This is a genomic window from Gordonia sp. DT219 (genome assembly GCF_049847065.1).
GTDB lineage: Bacteria > Actinomycetota > Actinomycetes > Mycobacteriales > Mycobacteriaceae > Gordonia.
This window is the reverse complement of the sequence record NZ_JBNCNR010000007.1, coordinates 132,851-156,917: the sequence shown is the minus strand read 5'-3', so window position 1 is coordinate 156,917 and position 24,067 is coordinate 132,851. Positions and strand designations below refer to the sequence as shown.

The 24,067-nt window shown below is 68.2% G+C and carries 23 protein-coding genes; 2 read left to right on the top strand and 21 right to left on the bottom strand.

Annotation, left to right across the window (positions count from 1 at the left end; all coding sequences use genetic code 11):
- Positions 1–36: 36 nt before the first annotated feature.
- From ACPXB3_RS11490 to ACPXB3_RS11470, 5 genes are all read right to left on the bottom strand, one after another.
- On the bottom strand, positions 37–627 hold the full coding sequence (locus tag ACPXB3_RS11490; protein WP_425727667.1) for a TetR/AcrR family transcriptional regulator: 591 nt from the start codon (positions 625–627) through the stop codon (positions 37–39).
- 48 nt (positions 628–675) lie between these two features.
- Positions 676–2,181, bottom strand: coding sequence for an aldehyde dehydrogenase family protein (locus ACPXB3_RS11485; RefSeq protein WP_425727666.1), 1,506 nt, complete (start codon positions 2,179–2,181; stop codon positions 676–678).
- Between the two features lie 137 nt (positions 2,182–2,318).
- Complete coding sequence (locus ACPXB3_RS11480) at positions 2,319–3,476, bottom strand: acetyl-CoA C-acetyltransferase (protein WP_425727665.1); 1,158 nt, start codon at positions 3,474–3,476, stop codon at positions 2,319–2,321.
- Between the two features lie 25 nt (positions 3,477–3,501).
- Positions 3,502–4,323, bottom strand: a complete 822-nt coding sequence (locus tag ACPXB3_RS11475) for an SDR family oxidoreductase (protein ID WP_425727664.1) — start codon at positions 4,321–4,323, stop codon at positions 3,502–3,504.
- Positions 4,320–5,570, bottom strand: coding sequence for an acyl-CoA dehydrogenase family protein (locus tag ACPXB3_RS11470; protein ID WP_425727663.1), 1,251 nt, complete (start codon positions 5,568–5,570; stop codon positions 4,320–4,322). Before ACPXB3_RS11470 ends, ACPXB3_RS11475 begins: the two co-directional genes overlap by 4 nt.
- A 42-nt stretch (positions 5,571–5,612) precedes the next feature.
- Here ACPXB3_RS11470 and ACPXB3_RS11465 point away from each other — a divergent pair, with 42 nt between their 5' ends.
- Complete coding sequence (locus ACPXB3_RS11465; RefSeq protein ID WP_425727662.1) at positions 5,613–7,160, top strand: FadD3 family acyl-CoA ligase; 1,548 nt, start codon at positions 5,613–5,615, stop codon at positions 7,158–7,160.
- A gap of 18 nt (positions 7,161–7,178) precedes the next feature.
- Here the strand turns inward: ACPXB3_RS11465 and ACPXB3_RS11460 are convergent, their stop codons facing one another.
- Both ACPXB3_RS11460 and ACPXB3_RS11455 read right to left on the bottom strand, forming a co-directional pair.
- Positions 7,179–7,997, bottom strand: coding sequence for a mycofactocin-coupled SDR family oxidoreductase (locus ACPXB3_RS11460; protein ID WP_425727661.1), 819 nt, complete (start codon positions 7,995–7,997; stop codon positions 7,179–7,181).
- Entirely contained in the window at positions 7,994–8,617 is a 624-nt protein-coding gene (locus ACPXB3_RS11455; RefSeq protein WP_425727660.1) for a TetR family transcriptional regulator, read from the bottom strand. Before ACPXB3_RS11455 ends, ACPXB3_RS11460 begins: the two co-directional genes overlap by 4 nt.
- Positions 8,618–9,014: 397 nt before the next feature.
- Between ACPXB3_RS11455 and ACPXB3_RS11450 the strand changes: the two genes are divergently transcribed.
- Entirely contained in the window at positions 9,015–10,520 is a 1,506-nt protein-coding gene (locus tag ACPXB3_RS11450) for an AAA family ATPase (protein ID WP_425727659.1), read from the top strand.
- A 116-nt stretch (positions 10,521–10,636) separates the two neighbouring features.
- Here the strand turns inward: ACPXB3_RS11450 and lysS are convergent, their stop codons facing one another.
- From lysS to hpt, 14 genes are all read right to left on the bottom strand, one after another.
- Positions 10,637–12,211, bottom strand: coding sequence for a lysine--tRNA ligase (lysS, locus tag ACPXB3_RS11445; protein ID WP_425706411.1), 1,575 nt, complete (start codon positions 12,209–12,211; stop codon positions 10,637–10,639).
- Positions 12,212–12,301: 90 nt separating this feature from the next.
- Entirely contained in the window at positions 12,302–12,721 is a 420-nt protein-coding gene (locus ACPXB3_RS11440) for a rhodanese-like domain-containing protein (protein WP_425706410.1), read from the bottom strand.
- A gap of 193 nt (positions 12,722–12,914) precedes the next feature.
- Positions 12,915–13,715 carry a type III pantothenate kinase gene (locus ACPXB3_RS11435; protein ID WP_425706409.1) on the bottom strand — a complete coding sequence of 267 codons (801 nt, stop codon included), beginning with the start codon at positions 13,713–13,715 and terminating at the stop codon, positions 12,915–12,917.
- On the bottom strand, positions 13,715–14,149 hold the full coding sequence (gene panD, locus ACPXB3_RS11430; RefSeq protein WP_425706408.1) for an aspartate 1-decarboxylase: 435 nt from the start codon (positions 14,147–14,149) through the stop codon (positions 13,715–13,717). The genes ACPXB3_RS11435 and panD overlap by 1 nt, the downstream gene beginning before the upstream one ends.
- A gap of 68 nt (positions 14,150–14,217) precedes the next feature.
- The gene (gene panC, locus ACPXB3_RS11425; protein ID WP_425706407.1) at positions 14,218–15,138 is read right to left on the bottom strand and encodes a pantoate--beta-alanine ligase; all 921 of its coding nucleotides are present in this window, start codon (positions 15,136–15,138) and stop codon (positions 14,218–14,220) included.
- A complete protein-coding gene (locus tag ACPXB3_RS11420) occupies positions 15,135–16,136 on the bottom strand; it encodes a Rossmann-like and DUF2520 domain-containing protein (protein WP_425727658.1) in 1,002 nt (333 codons plus the stop codon). Before ACPXB3_RS11420 ends, panC begins: the two co-directional genes overlap by 4 nt.
- A 180-nt stretch (positions 16,137–16,316) precedes the next feature.
- Entirely contained in the window at positions 16,317–17,651 is a 1,335-nt protein-coding gene (locus tag ACPXB3_RS11415) for a DUF6779 domain-containing protein (RefSeq protein WP_425727657.1), read from the bottom strand.
- 105 nt (positions 17,652–17,756) lie between these two features.
- On the bottom strand, positions 17,757–18,299 hold the full coding sequence (locus ACPXB3_RS11410; RefSeq protein ID WP_425706404.1) for a DUF3180 domain-containing protein: 543 nt from the start codon (positions 18,297–18,299) through the stop codon (positions 17,757–17,759).
- Positions 18,299–18,832, bottom strand: a complete 534-nt coding sequence (gene folK, locus ACPXB3_RS11405; RefSeq protein WP_425727656.1) for a 2-amino-4-hydroxy-6-hydroxymethyldihydropteridine diphosphokinase — start codon at positions 18,830–18,832, stop codon at positions 18,299–18,301. The genes ACPXB3_RS11410 and folK overlap by 1 nt, the downstream gene beginning before the upstream one ends.
- Positions 18,829–19,200 (bottom strand): dihydroneopterin aldolase, encoded by a 372-nt coding sequence (folB, locus tag ACPXB3_RS11400; protein ID WP_425706402.1) that lies wholly within the window; start codon positions 19,198–19,200, stop codon positions 18,829–18,831. Before folB ends, folK begins: the two co-directional genes overlap by 4 nt.
- Positions 19,200–20,141: a dihydropteroate synthase gene (folP, locus tag ACPXB3_RS11395; RefSeq protein ID WP_425727700.1), complete on the bottom strand. Its 942-nt coding sequence runs from the start codon at positions 20,139–20,141 to the stop codon at positions 19,200–19,202. The genes folB and folP overlap by 1 nt, the downstream gene beginning before the upstream one ends.
- Positions 20,142–20,161: 20 nt before the next feature.
- Positions 20,162–20,776, bottom strand: a complete 615-nt coding sequence (gene folE, locus ACPXB3_RS11390) for a GTP cyclohydrolase I FolE (RefSeq protein ID WP_425706401.1) — start codon at positions 20,774–20,776, stop codon at positions 20,162–20,164.
- A gap of 35 nt (positions 20,777–20,811) precedes the next feature.
- Positions 20,812–23,199: an ATP-dependent zinc metalloprotease FtsH gene (gene ftsH, locus ACPXB3_RS11385; protein WP_425706400.1), complete on the bottom strand. Its 2,388-nt coding sequence runs from the start codon at positions 23,197–23,199 to the stop codon at positions 20,812–20,814.
- Between the two features lie 189 nt (positions 23,200–23,388).
- The gene (gene hpt / locus ACPXB3_RS11380) at positions 23,389–23,958 is read right to left on the bottom strand and encodes a hypoxanthine phosphoribosyltransferase (protein WP_425706399.1); all 570 of its coding nucleotides are present in this window, start codon (positions 23,956–23,958) and stop codon (positions 23,389–23,391) included.
- Between the last annotated feature and the right edge of the window lie 109 nt (positions 23,959–24,067).

Here is a 24,067-nt window from a genome sequence, read left to right as displayed (position 1 = left end):
CCTGCTGCGCCAGGACTGCGCCCGGCCGAAACGCCCTCAGCGCGGCAGGATTCCGTCGAGCACGACCGACAGGTACTGGTCGGCGATCCGCTCGACCGAGAGCGATCCGCCGGGCCGGTACCAGCGCACCGCCACCCACACGGTGTCGCGCAAGAAGCGGTAGACGAGTTCGACGTCGAGGTCGGCGCGGAACTCGCCGTCGGCGACCCCGCGCGCGAGCACAGCATGCCACAGCGACCGGAATTCGGTGTTGCGCTCCCGGATGTAGGCGAAACGATCCTGCGGTGCAAGGCGTTTGGCCTCGTCCTGGTAGATCGCGACCGCGTTGTGGTCGGCGTCGATCGACTCGAACGAGGCGATCACCAACTGCCGCAACGTTTGTGCCGCGGAGAGCCCGGCGCCGGCGATCTGCTGATACCGGGTGAACAGGCCGTCGAGAAAGCCGCGCAGGATCTCGTCGACGATCGACTCCTTGGAGTCGAAGTGATGGTAGAGACTGCCGGAAAGGATGCCGGCGGCGTCGGCGATGTCGCGCACCGTCGTCGAGCGCAGCCCTTGTTCGGCGAACATCCGACCCGCCGTCGTCAACAGCTCGTCGCGACGAGAAGTACCGTTACGTGACGCCACCCCCGTACCCTAGCAAGTGCTTGGGTACGGGGGTGGCGGTGCGAGCGATCAGCGTTTGCGCGCCTTCTTCTGTGCGCGCGCATTGAGCTTGGTCCACAGCTTCATCTGAAGATTGGTCATCCGCTTGTCACGATTGGTGAACGGCGGCGCCATCATCTCGGCGATGCTGACCGGCATGGTCGAAAAGGCCACGGCGCGTGCGTGACTGAACGTGTCGAAGCCGGTCTTGCCGTGGTAGGCGCCCATGCCGCTGCGCCCGACACCGCCGAACGGGAGTTCGGCGCCGAACATGTGCAGCGCGAAGTCGTTGATGATCGACCCGCTGCGCGTGTTGTCGGCGAGGCGCACGAAGTTGTCGTTGTCGTCGCCACGCCAGTACATCGTCAGCGGATGCGGGTGGCTCGCGATGTAGCTGATCGCCTCGGTGAGGTCGCGGTACGGGTAGACGGTGAGCACCGGGCCGAACACCTCGTCCTCGGTGATCTTCATGCCGGACTTGACGCCGGTCAGCAGGGTCGGCGGGATCTTTCGGCGCTCCGCCGAGGGCAGCGGCTCGCCGCCGGGGATCACCTGTCGCTTGTCGGCACCGAGCGAGACCGCGTCGTCGATGAGACCGATGATGCGGTCGTAGTTCTTCTGGTTGATGGTCGAGGTGTACTCGGGGTTGTCGTAGATGGTGGCGAAGTTGGCGGTCCAGCGCGCCATCACCTTGTCGGTGAACTCGCCGAGCCGGGCCTCCGGCACGAAGACGTAGTCGGGGCACAGGCACACCTGACCGCCGTTGACCATGCGGGCGTCGGCGAGCATCGTCGCGGCCTTGTCGATGTCGGCGGAGACGTCGACGACGGCCGGGTTCTTGCCGCCGAGTTCCAGGGTCACCGGCACCAGATTCTTGCCGGCCTCCTGCGCCACCGATGCACCCACCTCGGGGGAACCGGTGAAGAACAGGTGATCGACCTTGAGCTTCGCGAAATCCGATCCGCCCCCGTGCTTGGACGTGATGACCGCGAGCTCCTCGATGGAGAAGTAGTCGGGCGCGTGCCGAGCGATCACCTCGGTGGTGCGCGCGGTGATCGAGGACGGGCGCATCAGCACGCGGTTGCCGGCAGCGAACGCCGAACCCGCGGGCACGAAGGTCAACTGCAGGGGAAAGTTCCAGGGGCCCATGATGCCGACGACCCCGAGCGGATCATGCCGGACCCGCTGCTTGAACCCGAGCGCGCCCTGGACTCGCGCCGATACCGCATCGGCCATCCACTCCCGGACCCCGCGCCGCTGGTGGGTGAGGTCGACCATGCACCCGGCAATGTCGGCAGCGATACTGAGATCCCTCGGGCGGGAGCCGAAGTCGATGGTCAGCGCGTCGGCGATCTCGTCGGCGTGATCGAGCAGCAGCGACGAGAGCCGGGTGATCCGGTCGATGCGCGTCGCCGCATCGGGGATACCGTCGCGCAGGAAGGCTGCGCGCTGGATCTCCAGCAATTCGGTCATCGAATGCGTCTCGGAGGAGACATGTCCCCCGGTTGTGCCGGTCACATCAGCAGGCTTGGTCATCGACACTCTCCCATGGTTGGTCCGCTCGTCCCTCCGCGCGCTCTGCCATAGTATGCGCCACGTCACAGATATGTGGCAACGCCCGTACCCAGATTCTCCCGTACTCAGATTCGCCGAGTGCCGTCGGCGGCGAGCAGTCAGCCCAGGCGCTCGATGATGGTGACGTTGGCGGTACCGCCGCCCTCGCACATGGTCTGCAGGCCGTAGCGGCCACCGGTGCGTTCCAGTTCGTTGAGCAGGGTCGCGAAGAGCTTCGCCCCGGTCGCGCCGAGCGGATGGCCGAGCGCGATGGCGCCGCCGTTGGGGTTGACCTTGGCCGGGTCGGCGCCGGTCTCCTTCAGCCACGCCAGCACCACCGAGGCGAACGCCTCGTTGATCTCGATGACATCGATGTCGTCGATGCTCATCCCGGCCCGCTCCAACGCGTAGGCGGTGGCCGGGATCGGCGCCGACAGCATCATCACCGGGTCGTCACCGCGCACCGACAGGTGATGAATACGGGCCCGCGGCGTGAGATTGTGCTCGGCGAGTGCATGTTCGGAGACGACGAGGGTCGCCGATGCGCCGTCGGAGATCTGCGAGGCGACCGCCGCGGTCAGCCGCGAGCCGTCGGCCAGCGGCGCCAACCCCGCCATCTTCTCCAGCGACGTCTCGCGCGGGCATTCGTCGACGACGCAATCCCCCAGCGCCACGGTCTCGTTGTCGAAGCGACCCCCGGCGATGGCGTCCCGTGCCCGCTGATGCGATTGCAGCGCCCACGCCTCCATGTCCTCACGACTGATATCCCACTTCTGCGCCATCGCGTCGGCGCCGGCGAACTGGGAGATCTCGGCGTCGCCGAAGCGCTCTCGCCAGCCGACCGATTCGGCTGTGGGCGTGGTGAACCCGAACTCCCGGCCGGCGACCATCGCCTGGCTGATCGGGATCGCGCTCATGTTCTGCACACCACCGGCGAGCACCACGTCCTGGGTGCCACTCAACACACCTTGTGCCGCGAAATGGATTGCCTGCTGGGACGATCCGCACTGACGGTCGACGGTGGTGCCGGGAATCGCGAGCGGTCCGCCCGCCGCGAGCCACGCCGTGCGCGCGATGTTTCCCGCCTGGGGCCCGATCGCGTCGACGCAACCGAAGACCACGTCGTCGACCGCCCTCGGGTCGATGCCGGTCCGTTCGAGGATCGCGGAGATGACGTGCGCGCCGAGATCGGCCGGATGGGTCTTGGCCAGCGAACCGTTGCGCCTGCCGACCGGGGTGCGGACGGCGTCGACGATGTAGGCCTGCGGTGCGGACATGTGTTCTCCTGCTGGGTGTTCGGGGTCAGGCGCGCTGACTGGAGATGGATACGACCTCGCCGGTCAGGTAGGTGGTGTAGTCGCTGGCGAGCATGGCGATGGTGGCGGCGACCTCCCACACTTCGGCCGCCCGGCCGTAGGCCTCGCGTGCGGCGAGTTCGTCGAGGAGGTCGTCGCTGGTGACCTTGGCGAGAAACGGGTGCTTGGCGATCGAGGGCGCGACGGCGTTGATCCGGACCCCGACATCGGCGGCTTCGATTGCGGCGCACCGCGTCAGTGCCATCACGCCGGCCTTCGCCGCGGCGTAATGGGCTTGTCCGCGCTGTGCGCGCCAGCCGAGTACCGACGCGTTGTTGACGATGACGCCGCCGTGCTCGACGGCGCGAAAGTAGCGCAGCGCGGCGCGGGTCGCCCGGAACGTGCCGTTGAGGGTGATGTCGATGACGCGATCCCATTGTTCGTCGGTCATGTCGGCGACGGGGGTCTCGCCACCGAGGCCTGCATTGTTGACGAGGACGTCGATGCGGCCGAGTTCGTCTGCGGCGCGGGAGATCAGCGCGTCGACCTGGCCGGTGTCGGAGACGTCGCAGACCGCCTGCGCCACCTGTTGGTCGGGGAACTGGGCCGCCAGCTCGGCCTGCGCCTCGGCAAGACGGCGTTCGTGCCAGTCGCTGACGAGTACCTCGGCGCCCTCCAGCAACGCCCGCCGGGCGGTCGCGAACCCGATGCCGGTGCCCGCCGCGGCGGTGACGACGACCTTGCGGCCCGCCAGTAGCCCGTGTCCGGGGGTCTCCGCGGGCGGATCGGCCAACGGGGACCGATGGGTCCGACTGTCCGAGACGGTCATACGCGTGCCTCTCGTGGTAGGCCGAGCACCCGCTCGGCGATGATGTTGCGCTGTACCTCGTTCGAGCCGCCGTAGATGGTGTCGGCGCGGGTGAACAGGTACAGCCGTTGCCATTCGTCGAGTTCGACGTGCTCGGGATCGGTGATGTCGTTGGGTACGCCCTCGACCGTCGTGTCGGGTCCGATCAATGACGCCGCCCCCACCACATCCATGGCGAGCTCGCCGAGATCGCGATGCCAGTTGGCCCACAACAGTTTTGCCACCGAGTCGGCGCCGGGTGCGGCGTCGATGACGGCCGGGGCGTGGGCGCGCATCACGCGCAGCCCGATGCCCGCGCGGGCGATGCGGGTGGCGATCTCCGGGTTGTCCAGAGCCCCGTTGCGCCGGGCAAGCGCGGTGACGGCCTCGAGTTCGCGGGCGAAACCGACCTGCTGACCGAGGGTGGAGACACCCCGCTCGAACTGCAGCAGCCCCATCGCGACCGGCCAGCCGCCACCGGGTTCACCGACGATGAGATCGGCGTCGGTGACCGCGTCGTCGAAGAAGACCTCGTTGAATTCCGATGTGCCGGTGAGCTGTTGGATGGGCCGGACGGTGATGCCGTCCTGGTCGAGGGGGACGAGCAGGAAGCTCAGACCATGGTGGCGCGTCGAGCCCGGTTCGGTGCGACACAGCACGAACGCCCATTGTGCGACGTGCGCCAACGAGGTCCAGATCTTCTGCCCGTCGAGGTGCCAGCGCCCGTCTTCGAGTCGCGCGGACGTGGAGACGGCCGCCAGGTCCGAGCCGGCGCCGGGCTCGGAGTACCCCTGCGCCCACAGTTCGGTGACGTCGACTATCCCCGGCAGGAAGCGCTGTTTCTGTTCCTCGGTGCCGAACTCGATGAGTGTCGGGCCGAGGAGCTCTTCGCCGAGGTGGTTCACGCGTGCCGGCGCGTCGGCACGCGCGTATTCCTGATGGAAGATGATGCGCTGGTCGAGGGTCGCACCGCGCCCGCCGTGGCGGACGGGCCAGCCCAGACATGTCCATCCGGCGCGTGCGAGATGACGATCCCATTCGAGCCGTTGGGCGAAGAACTCGTGCTCGCTGCCCGGGCCACCGCGTCCGCGCAGTGCCGCGAAGTCGCCGACGAGGTTCTCGGTCAGCCATTCGCGCACCGCGGCGGTGAACACCGCGTCTGCGTCGGGCGTCGCTGCTGCCCATTCGCCGAGGTCGAGGGACCTGTCGGCGAGATCGATAGAGGCCATGACCGCTAGCATAGCCCACCAAGCAAGTGCTAGGTTGGTGAGATGGAGAGCGTCTCGACGACCCCGGCCGCATTGCGCCGGGCAGTTCGCGAATGGCCGGATCGCCCCGCCCTCGTCGACACCCAGTGGAACACCCCGGTCGAGTACACGTGGTCGCAATTGCACGATCGGGTCGTCGAGGTCGCCGCCGCGCTGATCGCCTCCGGCATCGCCCACGGCGATCGGGTCGCGCTCTGGTCACCCAACAGCCATCACTGGCCGGTCGCAGCGCTGGGCATCCACTACGCCGGCGGCGTGCTCGTCCCCCTCAACACCCGCTACACCGCGGGCGAGGCGGTCGACGTCATCGAACGGTCGGACGCCCGCGCCGTGCTGGTGTCGGGCGAATTCCTCGGCACCGATCACGCCGCCGAGCTGATGACCGCACACCGGGGGTCGATGCCCGACCTGGTCGTACGAATCGCGCTGTCGGACAATCGCGTCCCAGTCGATGACGCCGTCGACTGGGACGACTTCCTTTCGCTCGCCACCGCGGACACTCGCGCGCAGGCACACGCCCGCGCCGACGCCGTCGCACCCGACGACCTGTCGGACATTCTCTTCACGTCCGGTACCACCGGAAAGTCGAAAGGTGTACTGGCCGAACATCGTCAGACCGTCGCCGGCTCGCACGCCTGGGGCGCCAACGGCCGGCTCTCCCCCGACGACCGCTACCTGATGGTCAACCCGTACTTCCACACCTTCGGCTACAAGGCGGGCATCCTGCCCTGCACGCTGTTCGGCGCGACGATGATCCCGCAGGCCGTGTACTCACCCACCGAGGCGATGAAGCACGTTGCCGCGCAACGGATCACTGTCTTTCCCGGGGCGCCGACCATCTTCCAGACCATCCTTGACGAACCTGCGCGCGAGAGCGTCGACCTGTCGTCGCTGCGGCTGGTGGTCACGGGCGCGTCGATCGTGCCCGTCGTGCTGGTCGAACGCATCCAGCGTGATCTCGGCGTCGACACCGTGATCACCGCCTACGGGCTCACCGAGGCCAGCGGATTCGTCTCCACCTGCACTCCCGACGACGATGACGACACCGTCGCCAACACATGTGGACGAGCCTTCGCCGGCATGGAGATCGCGCTGTCCGAGCAGGGCGAGGTGCTCGCCCGCGGGAAGATGGTGATGCGCGGCTACCTCGACGACGAGGTGGCCACCGCCGAGACGATCGACGCCGACGGCTGGCTGCACACCGGCGACATCGGCACCCTCGACGAGCGCGGCAACCTGACCATCACCGACCGCCTCAAGGACATGTACATCTGCGGCGGCTTCAACGTCTACCCCGCCGAGGTCGAACAGACCCTAGCCCGCCTCGACGGCGTCACCGAGTCGGCGGTGATCGGCGTCCCCGACGAGCGGCTCGGAGAGGTCGGACGCGCCTACCTCACCGTCCGCGCGGATGCCGGCCTCGACGCGGACGGCGTCATCGCCTACGCACGTGAACATCTCGCGAACTTCAAGGTGCCGCGGTCGGTGGTGTTCGTCGACGCCTTTCCCCGCAACGCGGCGGGGAAGATCCTCAAGCGGGAGTTGGACTGAGGTCGTATCGACCAGGGTTCAGATCTTCGTGGCACCGTGATCGACGGTGAGCTGGGTACCCGTGATCGTCCGCGATTCGTCACTGGCGAGGAACAACACGGAGTTCGCGATGTCCTCGGGGCTGGAAATCGGTGGCTCGAAGAGGAATTGGCCCATCGCCGCGGTGTATGAGGGATTGTCGGCGAAGACCTTCTCGCCGTCGACGCCCATCGCGCCCATCGCGGTCGAGACACCCCACGGGTGGACGGTGTTCACCCGGATGTTGTAAGGCGCCAACTCGATTGCCGCAGACTTCGCCAGTCCGACGACGCCATGCTTGGCCGCACTGTAATGCGCCTGCCCCGGAAGGGATTTGATTCCTGCGACCGAGCTCGTGGCGATGATGGAGCCGCCGTTGCCGGCATCGATCATGGCCGGCGCCGCCGCGCGAAGCGTATTGAAGACACCGGTGAGGTTGATGTCGATCATGTCCTGCCAGCGCTGGGGCGTCATCTCCCAGAATCGCCCCCACGAAACGATGCCGGCATTCGCCACCACGATGTCGAGGCGCCCGAGCTCGTCGACACCGCGACCCACCAGCTCCTCGAGCGCAGCAAGGTCGCGCACATCGGTGATCGCGTGAACGACCTTCCGTCCGGTCTTCTCGAGGAGCGCCACGGTTTCGTCGAGATCACCGGGAGTTGCTGCGGGATAATCTGTTTGGGCGGGGATTGCGCATAGATCGGTGACGATGACGTCGGCTCCTTGCTCGGCGAAGAGCAGCGCCTCCGCCCGGCCCTGCCCACGGGCTGCACCGGTCACGAATGCGACCTTGCCTGCCAGTCGTCCTGTACTCATGATTGTTCTCCTTCTTTCATCATCGGGGCCAATGTTTGTAGTACTCCAGCGCCGAGAAGCTCAAGGCACCTGCGTGTCACGTCGGGCACCGAGGCCCGTGTGTCGGCGGCCCATTCCTCCACGGCCAATCTGTTGGCCGCGACCACACATGTTGCCGCGAAGCGTGCGTGCAACGAGCTCGGGTCGAGACCCAGCCGGCTCGCCAAGACTGTGCGCAGCCCCTCGGCGCTGCGCGCATGCACCGATTCCCAGATCGGTTTGAGCGCCGGAGATTCGGGCAACGACCGGAGAAGCTCTCGGTGACGCCGTCCCAACTGGCCATCGAATGTCGAGGTCAGCGCCGAGACCAGGACGTCGACGATCTGCCGGTCCCCGGGCTGCCGATCGACGGCGTCGACGTACTCGTGCCAACAGGCGTCGAGGATCGGCGCGATCGCCTCCTCCTTGGTGACGAAATATCGATGGAAGGTGCGTGTGGAGACGCCCGCCTCGGCGGCGATCCGTTCGACCGTGGTATCGGCGAGCCCGTCCCGGATGAACAGGTCGGCGGCGACCGCCGACAGCTCTGTGCGCGTTTGCGCCGTTCGGCGTTCGCGTAGCGACGCCGGTTTCGTGCTCATGCTCTGAACCTACACTCGTGTGTCAGTTTCTGACAGATAGTCGGAAACTGACTACATTGTTCGTGGTCGCGCAATCCAGCCTGTCGGTTGGCTCCTCGCCTGCGTCTTGAACGGCACCGGGGCTGTGGTGCCGGCGGCACGAGTTTCCCTGATTCCCCGCTTCGACAGGGGGCCCTGCTCGCACCCTGGTGGATGGCTTGGCCGCTGGACTGGTGTGCCGCACCCTGTTGCTGGTCGGGTTAAGAAGAGAGGTGACCGCAATTCTCGGCGCGGCTCGAGGCATCCGGGATCGGCATGTCGACCGCACTTCTCGCGGTTCGCGTTTTCGCGGCCGTACGACTGTCATTGGATTCCTGGCCTGTTGGCGACCCCCGGCCGGCTGTGATCGGATGGACGTATGGCGACGACGAAGCACCCCGAAGGCTTCGATACGGCCGAGGATCTCCTCACCCGGGCGGGTGCCCTCGACCCGACCGTGCCGACCACGCGGATCGTCACGCACGGCGCCTTCGTGTTCCTGAACGGGCCGCGGGCGTGGAAGATGAAACGCCCGGTGCGCCTGCGGTTCTTCGACTTCTCCACCCCGGAGCTGCGACACGACGTCCTCGTCAAGGAGCTCGAGCTCAATCAGCGGTTCGCGCCCGAGCTGTACCGCGCGGTGCATGCGATCCGCCGCGCCGACGATGCTTCGCCTACCCTCGACGGGCCGGGCGAGACGCTCGACTGGGTGCTCGAGATGACGCGCTTCGACGACGGAGCGCTGTTGGTACAGCGCGCCGAACCGGGCCGTCTCGACGATGCCTTCCTGCGGTTGCTCGCCGAGAGCGTCGTCGACCTCCATGCGACCTCACCGGTGCACGACGACCCGCAGGGCGCGGCCCGGCTGCAGGAGATCGTCGACGGCAATCTGGCGAGCATGTCGGCGTTCCCGGACGTCCTCGATCCCGCCACGGCCCGGCAGGTCACCGACCGGATCACCGCGATGATCACCGCGCACGCCGACCTCTTCGACGCCCGTGCCCGCGCCGGACGGGTGCGCCGCGTGCACGGCGACCTGCACCTGGGCAACATCGCGGTCATCGACGGCCGGCCCGTCCCCTTCGACTGCCTGGAATTCGACGAGGAGATGGCCACCACCGACGTGCTCTACGACCTCGCCTTCCTGGTGATGGATCTGTGGGCGCGCGGACTACGACACGAGGCCAACGTCGTCGTCAACCATTATCTGGATCTCTGCGCCGCCGACGAGGACGGCTTCTGCCTGCTCCCGGCCATGCTGGCGGTGCGCGCCACCGTCCGCGCGCACGTGTCGGCGGCCGCGGACGCCACCGACGACGCCCGACGATATCTGGCGCTGGCACTGGGGTTCACCGATCCGGTCGCGCCGCGGCTCATCGCCATCGGCGGCGGATCGGGCACCGGCAAGACCACCGTTGCCCGGGCCGTCGGCGGCGACGTCGAACCGGCACCGGGAGCACGCATCCTGCGCACCGACGTCCTGCGCAAACGGCTCGCGGGCGTCGCCATGACCGAGGCCCTGCCCCGCAGCGCCTACACACCGGAGGCCCGGGCGGGAGTCTACGTCGAACTGGACCGACTGGCGCGCGCCGACCTGGGGCGCGGGATGAGCGTCGTCGCCGACGCCGTCTTCGGCAGCCCGCCCCAGCAACAGGCGATCGCCGACGTGGCCGCCGAGACCGGCGTCGAGTTCACCGGAATCTGGCTGGAACTCGATGAGGCCGAACGCATCTCACGGATCGCGCAGCGCGGCCCGGATGCCTCCGACGCAGACGCGTCCGTCGCGCGCCGGCAAAGCGACACCCTCGAACCGCCGGCGGACTGGACGCACGTCGACGCCCGCGCCGACACATCGTCCTTTCGTGACTTGCTGGTTCTTCCGTGACTTGCTGGTTCTTCCGTGACTTCTTGGTTCTTCGGCGAGAAACTTCTGGGGGACGATCGAAGAAGTGGGGGAAGAACGGTTCTTCCCCCGGTTCCAGCAGCGCCGTCGCCGACCGCTCAGTCGCGCGGCTTGACCAGCGGGAAGAGGATGGTCTCGCGGATGCCGAGCCCGGTCAGGGCCATCAGGAGGCGGTCGATTCCCATGCCGGTGCCCGCGGTCGGCGGCATGCCGTACTCCATCGCGGCGAGGAAGTCCTCGTCGAGGCGCATGGCCTCGTCGTCGCCGGCGGCGGCCAGCCGGGCCTGGTCGACGAAGCGTTCGCGCTGGATGACGGGGTCGACGAGCTCGGAGTAGCCGGTGGCGAGTTCGAAGCCGCGGACGTAGAGGTCCCACTTCTCGACGACGCCGGGCACGCTGCGGTGTGCGCGGACCAGCGGCGAGGTCTCCACCGGGAAGTCCCGGACGAACACCGGCTGCGTGAGCTTCTCGCCGACCATGTGTTCCCACAGTTCCTCGACGAGCTTGCCGTGGCCGTAACCCTTGCCCTTCGGGACCTCAAGGCCGACCTTCGCCGCGATCGCGAGCAACTCGTCGACGCTCGTGCCGGACTCATTTCCCGTCGCTGCGCTCTGCGGGACGATCTCCTGGCCCAACGCCTCCGACAGCGACGGATACATCTCGAGTGAGGTCCACTCGCCGGAGAGGTCGTAGATCTCGCCGTCGGGCATCGTCGGGGTCAGCGTGCCGAGCACTCCCTGCGAAACCTCTTGCACCAGTTCACGAGTCATCACCGCGGCGTCGTCGTAGGTGCCGTAGGCCTGATAGGTCTCCAGCATCGCGAACTCGGGCGAGTGGGTGGAGTCGGCGCCCTCGTTGCGGAAGTTGCGGTTGATCTCGAAGACGCGCTCGATGCCGCCGACGACGCACCGCTTGAGGAACAGCTCCGGTGCGATACGCAGATACAGGTCGATGTCGAAGGCGTTGGAATGGGTGACGAACGGCCGCGCCGCCGCCCCACCGTGCAACGTCTGCAGCATCGGCGTCTCGACCTCCAGGAACGCGCGCCGGTCCAGTGCCGCCCGGAGTTCGGCCATCACCGAGATCCGGGTGCGGGCGATGCTGCGCGCCTCGGGCCGCATGATGAGATCGACGTAGCGTTGCCGGACGCGGGTCTCCTCGTTCATCTCCTTGTGCGCCACCGGCAGCGGCCGCAACGACTTCGATGCCATCGCCCAGCTGTCGGCCATCACCGACAGCTCGCCGGTGCGCGAACTGATCACCTGGCCGTGGACGAACACGATGTCGCCGAGGTCGACGTCGGTCTTCCACCGCGTCAGCGACTCCTCCCCGACGCCGTTGAACGAGACCATCGCCTGCAGCTGGGTGCCGTCACCCTCCTGCAGCGTGGCGAAGCAGAGCTTGCCCTTGTTGCGCAAGAAGATGACGCGGCCGGCGACGCCGACGATCTCGCCGGTCTCGGTGCCGGCCGCCAGGTCGGGGAACTGCGCGCGGATCTCGGCCAGGCTGTGGGTGCGCGGGATCGATACCGGGTAGGCCTCGCGTCCGGTATCCAGGATGCGCTCGCGCTTGCCCCGGCGGATGCGTAACTGCTCCGGGGTCTGCTCGTCTGCACTCGGATCGCCACCGGCAGTGGCGGCGGTCGCGGCCTGGGAAGTCTGGGCGTCACTCACGCACGTGAGGGTATTCGTCGGCAGCGGCGGGTACCAAGTTGTGGCATCTGTCGACGGGAGTCGACCGGCGCCGACGCGACGGGTACCGGTTCAGTGGGCGGAGAAGACGTCGAACTCGCCCTGGTTGATCAGGCCGTTGATCCCGGCCCGCCGAAGACTGCGATGGCCACCGACGACGAACACCGCGCCGGTCACCCCGCGGGCCTGCAGATGCCATGTCAGCCATTCGGCTTCGTGGCCGTCGTCGGACACGAGGATCCAGCGGGCGCCGGCGGTCGCCGAGCGCAGCGCCGACGGCGAACCCGGGGTGAGCAGGTCCAACGCTTCGGCGGCGTCGAGTGCCAGGGCCCCGATCAATGCACCGTCGGTCTGCCGTTTGCGGTGGCTGCGGATGTCGACGGCAGTGGCGCCCGCGGCAATCGCGGACCGGTAGTCGGTGGCCTGCAGGGAGAGTGGGGCGTCGGGGGCTGGTGCCGAGACGGGTGCGAGAACCCGGACCGATGCGGTCATGGTGAGAAACCTCGAAAGTGATCAGAAAGATGAGCAGGGAGCACGAAGGAGGGCGGCCGCAGATGCGGACTCAGCCCTGACAACACTCCGGACAGCTCTTGATCACGCCGGACAGTTTGCCACAGTGGCGTCCGACGGTCCACATTTTGTGCAGCTGCGGGCGAAAGTCGCCCCAGGTGGTGACGGCCGGTGGCTATTTGCGGCGGGTGGTTGCGGCTTTGCTGCGCTCGTGGACCAGTCGCAGTCCCTCGAGCGTGAGGTGGGTGTGGTGGGTGCTCAGGGTCCGGCATTCGTCGAACATCAGCGGCGCCAGGTAGCCGGTGGCGACGACGGTGACGTCGCCGTCGAATCCGGGGACGGTGGTGCGGATGCGTTCGACGAGCCCGTCGATCTGCGCGGCGAAGCCGAAGAGGATGCCCGACTGCAACGCCTCCATGGTGTTCTTGCCGAGCACACTGCGCGGCGGCATCAGCTCCACCTTGCGGACGGTGACGGTGTGCTCACTCAGGGCCTCGACGCCGAGGTCGACGCCGGGGGCGATCGCACCGCCGAGAAACTCGCCGCGCGCCGACACCGCGTCGACGACGGTGGCCGTTCCGCACGCGACCACGATCGTCGGTCCGCCGAATTTGTGGTGCGCGGCAAGGCAGTTGGCGACGCGGTCGGCGCCCACCTCTTTGGGGTTGTCGACCAGCAGCGGAACACCGGTGCGCACACCGGGTTCGAGAATCACGTTGTGCGGGTTGTCGAAGTACCGACCGACCATCACCCGCGTCTCCCGGAGCAACGACGGCACGGTGGACAGGGCCGCCACACCGGTCACCTGCTCGACGTCGGAGCCGAGCAGTCCCCTGATCAGCAGGGCCAGTTCGTCGGCAGTGCGTTCGGGCTCGGTGTGCAGACGCCAGTCGCGGACGAGGCTGGCGTGCGCGCCGGTGCCGGCGAACACCCCGAGATGGGTGTTCGTGTTGCCGGTTTCGATGGTGAGGAGCATCAGATCCCGGCGACGGCGAATTCGTCGACGTGCCGCGGATCCCGCAATCCCGAGCCCTCGGGCGCGCGGGCGGGATCGGCACCTTGTTCCAGGATGCGGTTGCGCTCGTCGACGAAGACGACGTGCGGGGCGTAGTCGGCGATCTCCTGCGCGTCGAGCATCCCGTAGGCGATGATGATCACCAGATCCCCGGGCGCAACGAGATGTGCTGCGGCACCGTTGATCCCGATGACTCCGGTACCACGCTCGCCGGCGATCGCATAGGTTTCCAGGCGGGCGCCATTGGTGATGTCGACGATGGTGACCTGCTCCCCCTCGAGGAGATCGGCGGCGTCGAGCAGGTCGGCGTCGATGGTCACCGAGCCGACATAGTGCAGGTCGGCCTGGGTGACGGTGGCGCGGTGGATCTTTGAGGTCATCATGGTGCGTAGCATGTGCGGTCCTCCGGAATCGGCGGTGCGTTCGATAGGAAATATGTTGTCTCAGTGGGTGTTCTACTTGCTCACGGGGAGCCGGCCGCGCGTTCTTCCAGACTCAGGCCGATCGCGACGCCGACGTTGTCGATCAGCCGCGCCGGACCGAGGCGGGCGGCGACGAGCAGCCGCCCGTGGCCCTTGTCCGGCGCCTCCTCCAACGACCGGCCACGCAGGGCCAAGTAGTCGAGCTCGATGTCGGGTGCGGACGCCAGAACTGCATGCGCGGCATGGAGAATGGCGTCCTTGCCGCCCGGGGCGGCATGCGATCCGGCGGTCAGCGCCGCCGACAGGGCGGTCGCCAGTTCACGCTGGCCGGCATCGAGGTAGCGGTTGCGTGAGCTCATCGCGAGGCCGTCGGATTCACGGACCGTCGGCACCCCGACGATCTCGACATCCATGTTCAGGTCGGCGGCCATCTGCGTGATGAGAACCAGTTGCTGGTAGTCCTTTTCACCGAAGTACGCGGCGTGCGGGGCCGCGATGGCGAGGAGTTTGTTGACGACGGTGAGCATTCCGGCGAAGTGCCCGGGGCGCGCGGCGCCGTCGAGGATGTCGCCGACGGGTCCCGGCTGGATCGTCGTGCGGCGGCCGTCGGGGTACATCGCGGCCTCGGTCGGCGCGAAGACCAACTCGACACCGAGCGGGCGCAGCAGTTCGAGATCGGCGTCGAAGGTGCGCGGGTAGGCGTCGAGATCCTCGCCGACACCGAATTGCAAGGGATTGACGAAGATCGACACGATGACGACGGCGTCACCCTTGCCCTTCGCAGCACGCACCAGTTGCAGATGACCGGCATGCAGGGCGCCCATCGTCGGCACCAGCACGACGCGTTTGCCCGCGCGGCGCAACGCATTACTCACGCGGTGCAGGGTCTGCGGCTCCCGGTGCACGGTGAGCGTCCCGGGTGTGTAGAGGTTGGTCTCATCAGCGACGACGTGTGCGCTCATCGTGGCTCCAATACGTCGAGAACAGCCGGCGGCGCGCCGGATTGGTGGGCGGCACGGCGGGCGAGGATGCGGTAGGCCTCGGCGATCGAGTCGTCGGTATCCGCGTCGGGCAGTGTCCGCAGCGCCGCGAGGTGGGCGGCGACGGCGTCGGCGTCACCGCGGGCCACCGGGCCGGTGAGTGCGCCGGCGCCGAGGTCGAGAACATTCTGCAGCGACGCGGTGAGCAGAGGCGCGAGGACGCGTTCGGCCAGCCGGACCGGGTTCCCGTCGACGGTCGCGGTGGACTGTCCGGCACCGCCGGAGCCGGCGATCGCGCGGTTCAGGGCGCTGATGGCGTCGTCGACGAGGGCGACGAGGTGGTTGGCGCCGTGGGCGAGGGCGGCGTGGTAGAGCGTGCGGTCGGCCTCGGCCACCCGCACCGGCTCGCCGCCCATCTCCAGGACGAGCGCCGAGGCGATAGCGTCGCCGACCTCGCCGGCCGCGGTGATCCCGAAGCATGCCTGGGCAAGCCGCGCGGTGTCGTCGACGGTCCCCACGAACGTCATGGCGGGATGGATGGCCAATCCGATGGCGCCGAGTTCGACCAGCGGCGAGAGGATTCCGACGCCGTGGGCGCCGGCGGTGTGGGCGACCAGGGTCCGAGGACGCAGTGCACCGGTGGCCGCGACGGCGTCGATCACCGACGGCAGGACCACGTCGGGAACCGAGATGATGAGCAGTTCGGAGCGGGCGACGACGTCGGCGAGATCGAGGACGGCCGATTCCGGCAGTCGCTGCGCAACGCGTCGCCGGGACTGCGGCGAACGGGCGACGACGGCGCCGACGACATGTCCGGCGCGTTCGAGTGCTTCGCCCAGTGCGGTGCCGACCCGTCCGGCCGAGACGAGACCGACCGTCAGGCGGGCCGGGGTGGGCAGATTGGAGATACCGGGGATCGCCCCTGATGCGGGGCGGGTACCAGAAGACGCCGCGCGGGCGTCATCATTCGGTGAGGTCACCGTTGTCCTCCGGATCGTTCCAGTCCCGTGGCTGCCGCGCGGAGGCACAGCGATTGTGCCGGACCGCGACGGCCGGGTACCAGACGTTGCACAGCCAGGCTAGGCCGCCGGATTGGGCGAATCCAATCCATGTGACCGGACTCACCGCCCGCAACTGCGGCGTGTGTGCGGACGCGGGATTCAGTCGCCCCGGCGGCGGCGACCGCCGCTACCTGCTTCGGCATTGCGGAGCTGCCGAAGCAGTTCGGAGACCGGCAGACCGTTGGAGTGGGCACTGTCCGGGTCGTCGACGGGCTCCGAGGTCTCGGTGGACGCCTGCGGCTCATCGGCGCGGCGCCGCCCGCCGACCGCTCCGGGCCCGGCGGCGGTCTCGTGACGACCACGGGCCCAAGCCGGGACGGCTTCAGATGTGGGGGCCGGGACGGCTTCAGATGTGGGGGCCGGGACGGCTTCAGATGTGGGGGCCGGGACGGCTTCAGATGTGGGGGCCGAGACGGCTTCAGATGTGGGGGCCGAGACGGCTTCGGATGTGGGGGCCGACTCCGGCTCGGGCTCGGCGCCTGCGGTCTCGGCGCCCGCGGTCTCGGCGCCCGCGGTCTCGGTGGCGGAGTCCGGGGCAGGCCGGTCCCACTCGTCGGTGGGTGTCTCGTCGACAAACACCGCAGACTCGGCGGGACGGGACTCGTTCGGCCCGGATTCATTCCGGCCGGGGTGGGCGGGCGCCTGCGTGCTCGTCAGGTCGACCGGTTCCTCGACGACCGATGCGGTCTCGTCCGGCTCCGGTGCGGTGCCGAACGCGGCGAAACTCCCGGACAGCGTCTCCTCGGTGACGACGGGGATGACCTCGGTCATCTCGTTCGGGTCGGCCGTGCGCTCGATGTGACGCCCGTCGTCGGCGGCGGGGACGGTCTCGGCGAAGTCGCGGGCTGCGACCACACTGTCGTCGGGGGCGCTGAAGTCGTAGGCGGCCGAGCCGTGTCCCAGATCCCCGTAGGAGGTGCCGTAGCGATCGGGCCCGAGGCCACCGCCGCCGAGGCCGGACGCCAGCTCACGCAGCCGCTCGTTGGGCAGCGCGACCTGGTCGTCGGGCAAGGACTCGCCGAGCAGCCGTTCCAGACTCGCGCGCAGTGAGACCACCTGCTCTTTGAGCGCGGTCAGTTCGGTCCCGGATTCGGCGGAGATCTCCTTGCGGATGGTGGTCTCGACGTCCAGCTCGTATTGCCTGCGGGCGGCGATCTCCCGTTCGAGCTGCAATTCGTAGACCAACCGCAGATCCCGGCTCTTGGCCTCGGCGGTCTCGGCCTGCTTACGGAACCGGGTCACCAGGATCGCGCCGATGACCGCTGCCCACAGGGCCGCGACCACCGCCAGGGTGCCGGCAACCGACAGATTGTTGCTGAAGATCATCAGGATGCTGGCCGCCAGCGCGAGCACAATCAGCAGCCCGAGCAACCACTGGCCGACCGAGCGGCCCGTGCGCCGGGTTTCCGTGGAACGGCCGGTGGAGGTCGTCATATCTGTGCAACTTACCCGGTGGGCTCGCTCGCGGCGCGCAAGCCCGGCGGAGAGTCACGAATCATCGATGCGATACACGCGCGCGCAGTCGATGTTCGCGGCACCTCAGGCCGGACCGGGATGCCGGTGGGTATCGCCGTCGACCGGGGTGTCGTCGGGATCGTCGGGGGCGCGGCAGCAGTATTCGAGCCAGAGCGCGGCGACGGTGAGCAACACACCGCCGATCACCCCGACGACGGCGGCGGGCGTGTCGTGCTGGGCGGCGGTGACACCGGTCTGGTTGAGCAGGAACACCAGGATTCCGGCCCACAGCCCGGTGGCGATGGCCCCCAGGATCGCCGACGCCTTGGCCAGCGCCAGCACCCGCGCCGCGGTCAGCGGGTGCAGCTGTCCGCGGGCCCGGCCGACCTGGCGACCCTGGACCCGAGCATGCACGATGAACCCGGTGACGGCCTCGATCACCGCGAGAACATAGAGGACGATGCCGGCCAGCGCCGGGATCGGCGGCACGCTGGAGTAGTTGTAGCGCACCAGGATCCAGGCCGTGACACCCACGATGACGGCCACGAGGACCAGGTCGAGCGGCTTGGTCGGCCCCATGCCCTGCTGTTCGTCGTCGTCCTTCTTGGGTGCGGTGGATCCGCTCATCACAGCGGTCCGATCCGGCGTACACCGTCCTGCTCGGCCTGCGGCAGCGCCGTGGCCAGCTCGGCGACCCGCCGAGGGCCGTCGGGCGTCACGAGTTCGGCGTCGGGCTCGATCTCGAGCCACGGCACGAGCACGAAGGCGCGTTGCGCGGCCCGCGGATGGGGCAGCGTCAGTTCGGGGTCGTCGGAGCGCACGACCCCGTCGGCGTCGGCCACGTTGATGACGTCGACGTCGAGGGTGCGCGGACCCCATCGCACCTCCCGCGTGCGGTGGGCGCGGGTCTCCAGTTCTGCGCCCAGACGCAGCCAGTCCACCGGGCTTCGTTCGCCCTCGACGATCAGGGTGATGTTGAGGAAATCATCCTGCTCGACACCGCCCCACGGGGCGGTCGCGTACACCTGCGAGACATCGACGACGCGGATGTCGGCGCCCGCATCGGCCAGCCCGCCGGGAACGAGGCGCAGCATCGCCATCGGGTCGCCGACGTTGGCGCCTGCCGACAGCACCGCGCGGCTGTGACCGGGCGCGATCACTTGACCGACTTCCGGGATCGTCGGGTCACCACGGCGACGTCGTCGAAGGCCAGCGGGATGGGTGCAGACGGCTTGTGGACGACGACCTCGCAGGCCGAGATGCGTTGGTCGGCCATCACCTCGTCGGCGATCTCGGCGCCCACCGTCTCGATCAGATCATGCGGTGGACCGGCGACGATGCGGTGGACCTGCTGGGCCAGCGTCCCGTAGTCGACGGTCTGCGCGAGGTCATCGGTGGCCGCGGCCGCACGCAGATCCAGCCACAGGGTGACGTCGATGATGAACAGCTGACCGTCGGTGCGCTCGTGGTCGAAGACCCCGTGGTTGCCGTGCACACGCAGACCGCGCAGTTCGATCCGGTCGGCCATCAGTGCTGCTCCCCGACGTGTCCATGGGCGGCGTATCCGGTCGGTGTGGACGTGTCCCGCCCGACGCGGTCCGCTCCGCCCGCGCACCACGCGGCGGCGACGCGCACGGCGTCGCGACTGCCGGCCACATCGTGCACGCGGACGCCCCACGCGCCACCGGCGGCGGCCAGTGTCGAGACCGCGGCAGTCGCCACATCGCGTCCGGCCGGTGGTCGTTCGGCGTCGCCGGAGGCGAGCGATCCACCATCGCCGGAGGCGGATAATCCACCGCCGGAGGCGAGCAATCTACCCAAGAAGCGTTTGCGGGACGCGCCGATGAGGATCGGGAAGCCCAGTCCGACGAAGGTCGGCAGCGCGTGCAGCAGGGTCCAGTTGTGTTCGGCGGTCTTGGCGAAACCGAGGCCCGGATCGAGGATGATCCGATCCGGGTCGACTCCGGCGGCAACCGCTGCGTCGACCTGTCCGAGCAGTTCCCGGCTCACCTCCGCGACGACGTCGTGATAGCCGCCGGTGTCGTCGACGCGGTGGATGAACCGGCGTCCCGCATCGGAGTCATCGCCGGCGGGCCGCCAGTGCATGAGAATCCAGGGCAGCCCGGCATCGGCCATGACGCGCGCCATGTCGGCGTCGGCGCGACCGCCGGAGACGTCGTTGACGAGGCGGGCGCCCGCCTCGATCGCGGCGGCGGCGACCGACGCACGCATGGTGTCGACCGAGACGGTGGCCCCGAGACCGGTCAGTCCGGAGATGACGGGGGCGACGCGTCGGGTCTCGATGTCCGGGTCGACGCGGATGGCTCCGGGCCGGGTGGACTCGCCGCCGACGTCGATCAGGTCGGCACCGTCATCGAGCAGCTGCTGCCCGTGGGCCAGCGCAGCGTCGAGGTCCAGGTACCGGCCGCCGTCAGAGAACGAGTCGGCGGTGACGTTGATGATTCCCATCACCTGGGTTGCAGCGGTGTTCACCGGGTGATCAGGTCGAGCGCTTCGCCCCGGGACACCGCACTGGTCTTGAACAGTCCGCGAACCGCCGACGTGGTGGTACGCGCTCCGGGTTTACGGATACCGCGCATCGCCATGCAGAGATGTTCGGCCTCGATCACCACGATGACCCCGCGCGGGTCGAGCCTGCGCACGATGGCGTCGGCGATCTGGGTGGTGAGCCGCTCCTGGACCTGCGGCCGTTTGGCGTAGAGGTCGACGAGCCGCGCGAGTTTGGACAGCCCGGTCACCTGCCCACTCACGCCGGGGATGTAGCCGACGTGCGCGACGCCATGGAAGGACACCAGGTGGTGCTCACACGTCGAGTACAAGGGGATGTCCTTGACCAGGACGAGTTCGTCATGATCTTCGTCGAAGGTCGTCGCGAGGACCTCCGACGGATCGGTGTAGAGCCCGGCGAACATCTCGCGGTAGGCGTTGGCCACGCGGGTCGGCGTGCGCCGCAAGCCTTCTCGTTCCGGGTCCTCGCCGACTGCGATGAGCAGTTCGCGCACGGCCGCCTCGGCCCGGGCCTGATCGAACTGCCGGCTCGGCTCCGAAGCGGACTCCGCTCCGCGCTGGTCGAGTGTCGTCACATCCGTCCCTTCGATCGCCAGAAGTCACTCCCGGTTCAGGCGCCGTTGCCGTTCGCGTCTTTACCCGACTCGTCGGGCCGTCCCGGGTGGCCCGGACCGGGCGTGCCGGGCGCAGAACCGTTGCCGCCGTTGCCATATGCGCCATTAGGACCCTGCGCGCCGTTGCGGCCCTGCGCACCGTTGGGCTCGCCGCCACCTGGACCGTGGCCCTGCTCGCGCGGCGGCCACCCGGGCGCCGACCAGTCACGGGGCGCACCGTAATCCGGCCACGTCGCACCCTGGGGGCCCGACTGCGGGGGGCCTTGCGGCGGATAGGGCGGGGGTGGATAGGACTGGGGTGGATAAGACTGGGGCGGATAGGGATTCTGCTGCGGCGGGTACTGCCCCTGCTGCGGCGGATATCCGGGCGCCGCCTGCGGCGGGTACGTCGGCGCGCCCGGTCCCCCACCGGCACCGACCGGCTCGGGCACCTTCGCCGGTTCCGGCGGCCACGGCTCACCGCGCTCGACGGCGAGCTCGCCCGGCGTCTTGACCGGCGGCTTGTCGCTGGGCGTGCGGTCCCCGAAGTCGTTGAAGGCCGTGATCCGCGGACGCTTCTCGACCTGCGAGAAGATCTTCTGCAGGTCCTTGCGGGTCAGCGTCTCCTTGTCGAGCAGCTCACTGGCGAGCACGTCGAGGGTGTCGCGGTATTCCGACAGAATGGCCCACGCCTCGGTGTGCGCGGCCTCGATGAGCCGGCGCACCTCGTCGTCGATCTCGCCGGCGACCTCGGCCGAATAGTCGGTCTGGTTGCCCATCGACCGGCCCAGGAACGGGTCGCCCTGTTCTTGTCCATAACGGACCGCGCCCAGCTTGGCGCTCATGCCGTATTCGGTGACCATCGCGCGGGCGATCTTGGTGGCCTGATCGATATCCGAGGAGGCGCCGGTGGTCGGCTCGTGGAAGACCAGCTCTTCCGCGGCTCGCCCGCCCATCGCCATGACCAGTCGCGCGATCATCTCCGAGCGGGTCATCAGATCTTTGTCCTGCTCGGGCACGGCCAAGGCGTGTCCACCGGTGCGGCCGCGCGCGAGGATGGTGACCTTGTAGATCGGGTCGAGATCGGGCATCGCCCAGGCGGCGAGTGTGTGGCCGCCCTCGTGGTAGGCGACGACCTTCTTCTCGTGTTCGCTGATGATGCGGCTCTTGCGACGCGGCCCACCGATCACGCGGTCGACGGCCTCTTCGAGCATCTCCGCGGTGATGCTGTGCTTGTTCTCGCGGGCGGCGAGCAAAGCGGACTCGTTGACCACGTTGGCGAGGTCGGCGCCCGACATTCCCGGGGTCCGCTTCGCCAGACCGTCGAGGTCGGCGTCGGCGTCGACCGGCTTGCCCTTGGCGTGGACGCGCAGGATCGCGCGGCGGCCGGCCATGTCCGGGTTGCCGACCGGGATCTGGCGGTCGAAACGACCGGGACGCAGCAGCGCCGGGTCGAGGATGTCGGGCCGGTTGGTGGCGGCGATCAGGATGACGCCCTGACGGTCACCGAAGCCGTCCATCTCGACGAGCAACTGGTTGAGGGTCTGCTCACGCTCGTCGTGACCGCCGCCGAGACCTGCGCCACGCTGGCGTCCGACGGCATCGATCTCGTCGACGAAGATGATGCAGGGACTGTTGTTCTTGGCCTGTTCGAACAGGTCACGCACCCGGGACGCGCCGACACCGACGAACATCTCGACGAAGTCCGATCCGGAGATCGTGAAGAACGGCACCCCGGCCTCGCCGGCCACCGCGCGCGCCAGCAGTGTCTTACCCGTTCCGGGCGGACCGTAGAGCAGCACGCCCTTGGGGATCTTGGCGCCGAGCGCCTGATACCGCGCCGGGTTCTGCAGGAAGTCCTTGATCTCGTACAGCTCTTCGACTGCCTCGTCGGCGCCCGCGACGTCGGCGAAGGTCGTCTTGGGCATGTCCTTGGTGAGCTGTTTGGCGCGAGATTTGCCGAAGCCCATCACGCCGCCGCGACCACCGCCCTGCATCCGGCTCATGACGAAGAAGAACAGGCCGAACAACAGCAGCATCGGCAGCAGGAAGATCATGATCTGCCAGAACACCGACTGCTGGTTGACGTTGGTCTGGTACTGCGTGCCGGTGGCCTTGACGTCGTTGAAGATCTCCTCGCTCGCGGCGGCGGGATACTTCGTGCTGATCTTGGTCAGCTCGTCGCCACCGACCTTGACCGGCGACTTGGTCTCGATGCGCAGCTGTTGCTCGCGGTCATCGATCTGGATGGACTTGGTGTTCTTGGTGTTGAGCTGCGTCAACGCGACCGAGGTGTCCACGGCCGTGTAGTCGCGACCGTTGTCGCGCCATACGCTCCAGCCCCAGAAGGCGAGCACGATGACCGCCACGATGGCGAGGTTGCGGAAGACTGTCTTGCGATTCATGCCAGTGAAGGTTCGGCCGATGCTGTTGTCAGCCGGCCGGTCCCGTTGGTCCTTCCCATCGGTTCGTGATCGCCGTGGGCCCGGGCCCGATGGCGGTCGTTGAGATAAGGCTACCGGTCAACGATCACGCAGGTAAAACCGTTCCCCTACGGGCGGAATCCCGCCGGACCCGTGAACCGGTGGCCGAACTCATTGCTGGTACACACTCGGCCGCAGCCGGCCGATGAACGGCAGGTCGCGGTACCGCTCGGCGTAGTCGAGGCCGTAACCGACGACGAATTCGTTGGGGATGTCGAAGCCGACGTCGGCGACGTCGACCGGCGAGCGAACGGCCTCGGGTTTGCGCAGCAGCGTGCACACCGACAACGACCGCGGCGAGCGGGTCGCGAGATTCTTCATCAGCCAGGACAACGTGAGCCCGGAATCGATGATGTCCTCGACGATCAGCACGTCCCGGCCGGCGATGTCGCGGTCGAGGTCCTTGAGGATGCGGACCACACCCGACGACGAGGTCGCCGAGCCGTAGCTCGACACCGCCATGAACTCCATCTGCGAGGGAATCGGCAGCGCCCGCGCAAAGTCGGTCATGAACATGATCGCGCCCTTCAGCACGCCGATGAGGACGAGGTCCTCGTCGAGGTCCTGATAACGCGCGGCGACCGACTCGGCCAGCTCGACCGTGCGTTCGCGGATCTGCTCCTCGGTGATCAGCACCGCCTCGATGTCATCGCCGTAATGGTGTTCGATCTCGTTCGCCACGGGCTCTAGCTTGTCATGCCGACCGCGAGTGACCCATCACACGGGGCCCGGACGTACCCGCCCGTGTCGCGATGACGCTCACGAATACAGCTGCCGTATTAATACCTGC

Excerpts from the sequence above, each read along its gene's own strand:
- panC (WP_425706407.1), bottom strand. The coding sequence starts at position 15,138 with ATGAGCGCACACGTCGTCGCTGATGAGACCAACCTCTACACACCCGGG.
- ftsH (WP_425706400.1), bottom strand. The coding sequence starts at position 23,199 with ATGAATCGCAAGACAGTCTTCCGCAACCTCGCCATCGTGGCGGTCATC.
- panD (WP_425706408.1), bottom strand. The coding sequence starts at position 14,149 with ATGCTACGCACCATGATGACCTCAAAGATCCACCGCGCCACCGTCACC.
- folB (WP_425706402.1), bottom strand. The coding sequence starts at position 19,200 with ATGGCCGACCGGATCGAACTGCGCGGTCTGCGTGTGCACGGCAACCAC.
- ACPXB3_RS11475 (WP_425727664.1), bottom strand. The coding sequence starts at position 4,323 with ATGACCGTCTCGGACAGTCGGACCCATCGGTCCCCGTTGGCCGATCCG.
- ACPXB3_RS11485 (WP_425727666.1), bottom strand. The coding sequence starts at position 2,181 with ATGACCAAGCCTGCTGATGTGACCGGCACAACCGGGGGACATGTCTCC.
- ACPXB3_RS11470 (WP_425727663.1), bottom strand. The coding sequence starts at position 5,570 with ATGGCCTCTATCGATCTCGCCGACAGGTCCCTCGACCTCGGCGAATGG.
- ACPXB3_RS11460 (WP_425727661.1), bottom strand. The coding sequence starts at position 7,997 with ATGAGTACAGGACGACTGGCAGGCAAGGTCGCATTCGTGACCGGTGCA.
- ACPXB3_RS11450 (WP_425727659.1), top strand. The coding sequence starts at position 9,015 with ATGGCGACGACGAAGCACCCCGAAGGCTTCGATACGGCCGAGGATCTC.
- ACPXB3_RS11435 (WP_425706409.1), bottom strand. The coding sequence starts at position 13,715 with ATGCTCCTCACCATCGAAACCGGCAACACGAACACCCATCTCGGGGTG.
- ACPXB3_RS11480 (WP_425727665.1), bottom strand. The coding sequence starts at position 3,476 with ATGTCCGCACCGCAGGCCTACATCGTCGACGCCGTCCGCACCCCGGTC.
- ACPXB3_RS11410 (WP_425706404.1), bottom strand. The coding sequence starts at position 18,299 with ATGAGCGGATCCACCGCACCCAAGAAGGACGACGACGAACAGCAGGGC.
- folP (WP_425727700.1), bottom strand. The coding sequence starts at position 20,141 with ATGGGAATCATCAACGTCACCGCCGACTCGTTCTCTGACGGCGGCCGG.
- ACPXB3_RS11455 (WP_425727660.1), bottom strand. The coding sequence starts at position 8,617 with ATGAGCACGAAACCGGCGTCGCTACGCGAACGCCGAACGGCGCAAACG.
- ACPXB3_RS11465 (WP_425727662.1), top strand. The coding sequence starts at position 5,613 with ATGGAGAGCGTCTCGACGACCCCGGCCGCATTGCGCCGGGCAGTTCGC.
- ACPXB3_RS11415 (WP_425727657.1), bottom strand. The coding sequence starts at position 17,651 with ATGACGACCTCCACCGGCCGTTCCACGGAAACCCGGCGCACGGGCCGC.
- ACPXB3_RS11440 (WP_425706410.1), bottom strand. The coding sequence starts at position 12,721 with ATGACCGCATCGGTCCGGGTTCTCGCACCCGTCTCGGCACCAGCCCCC.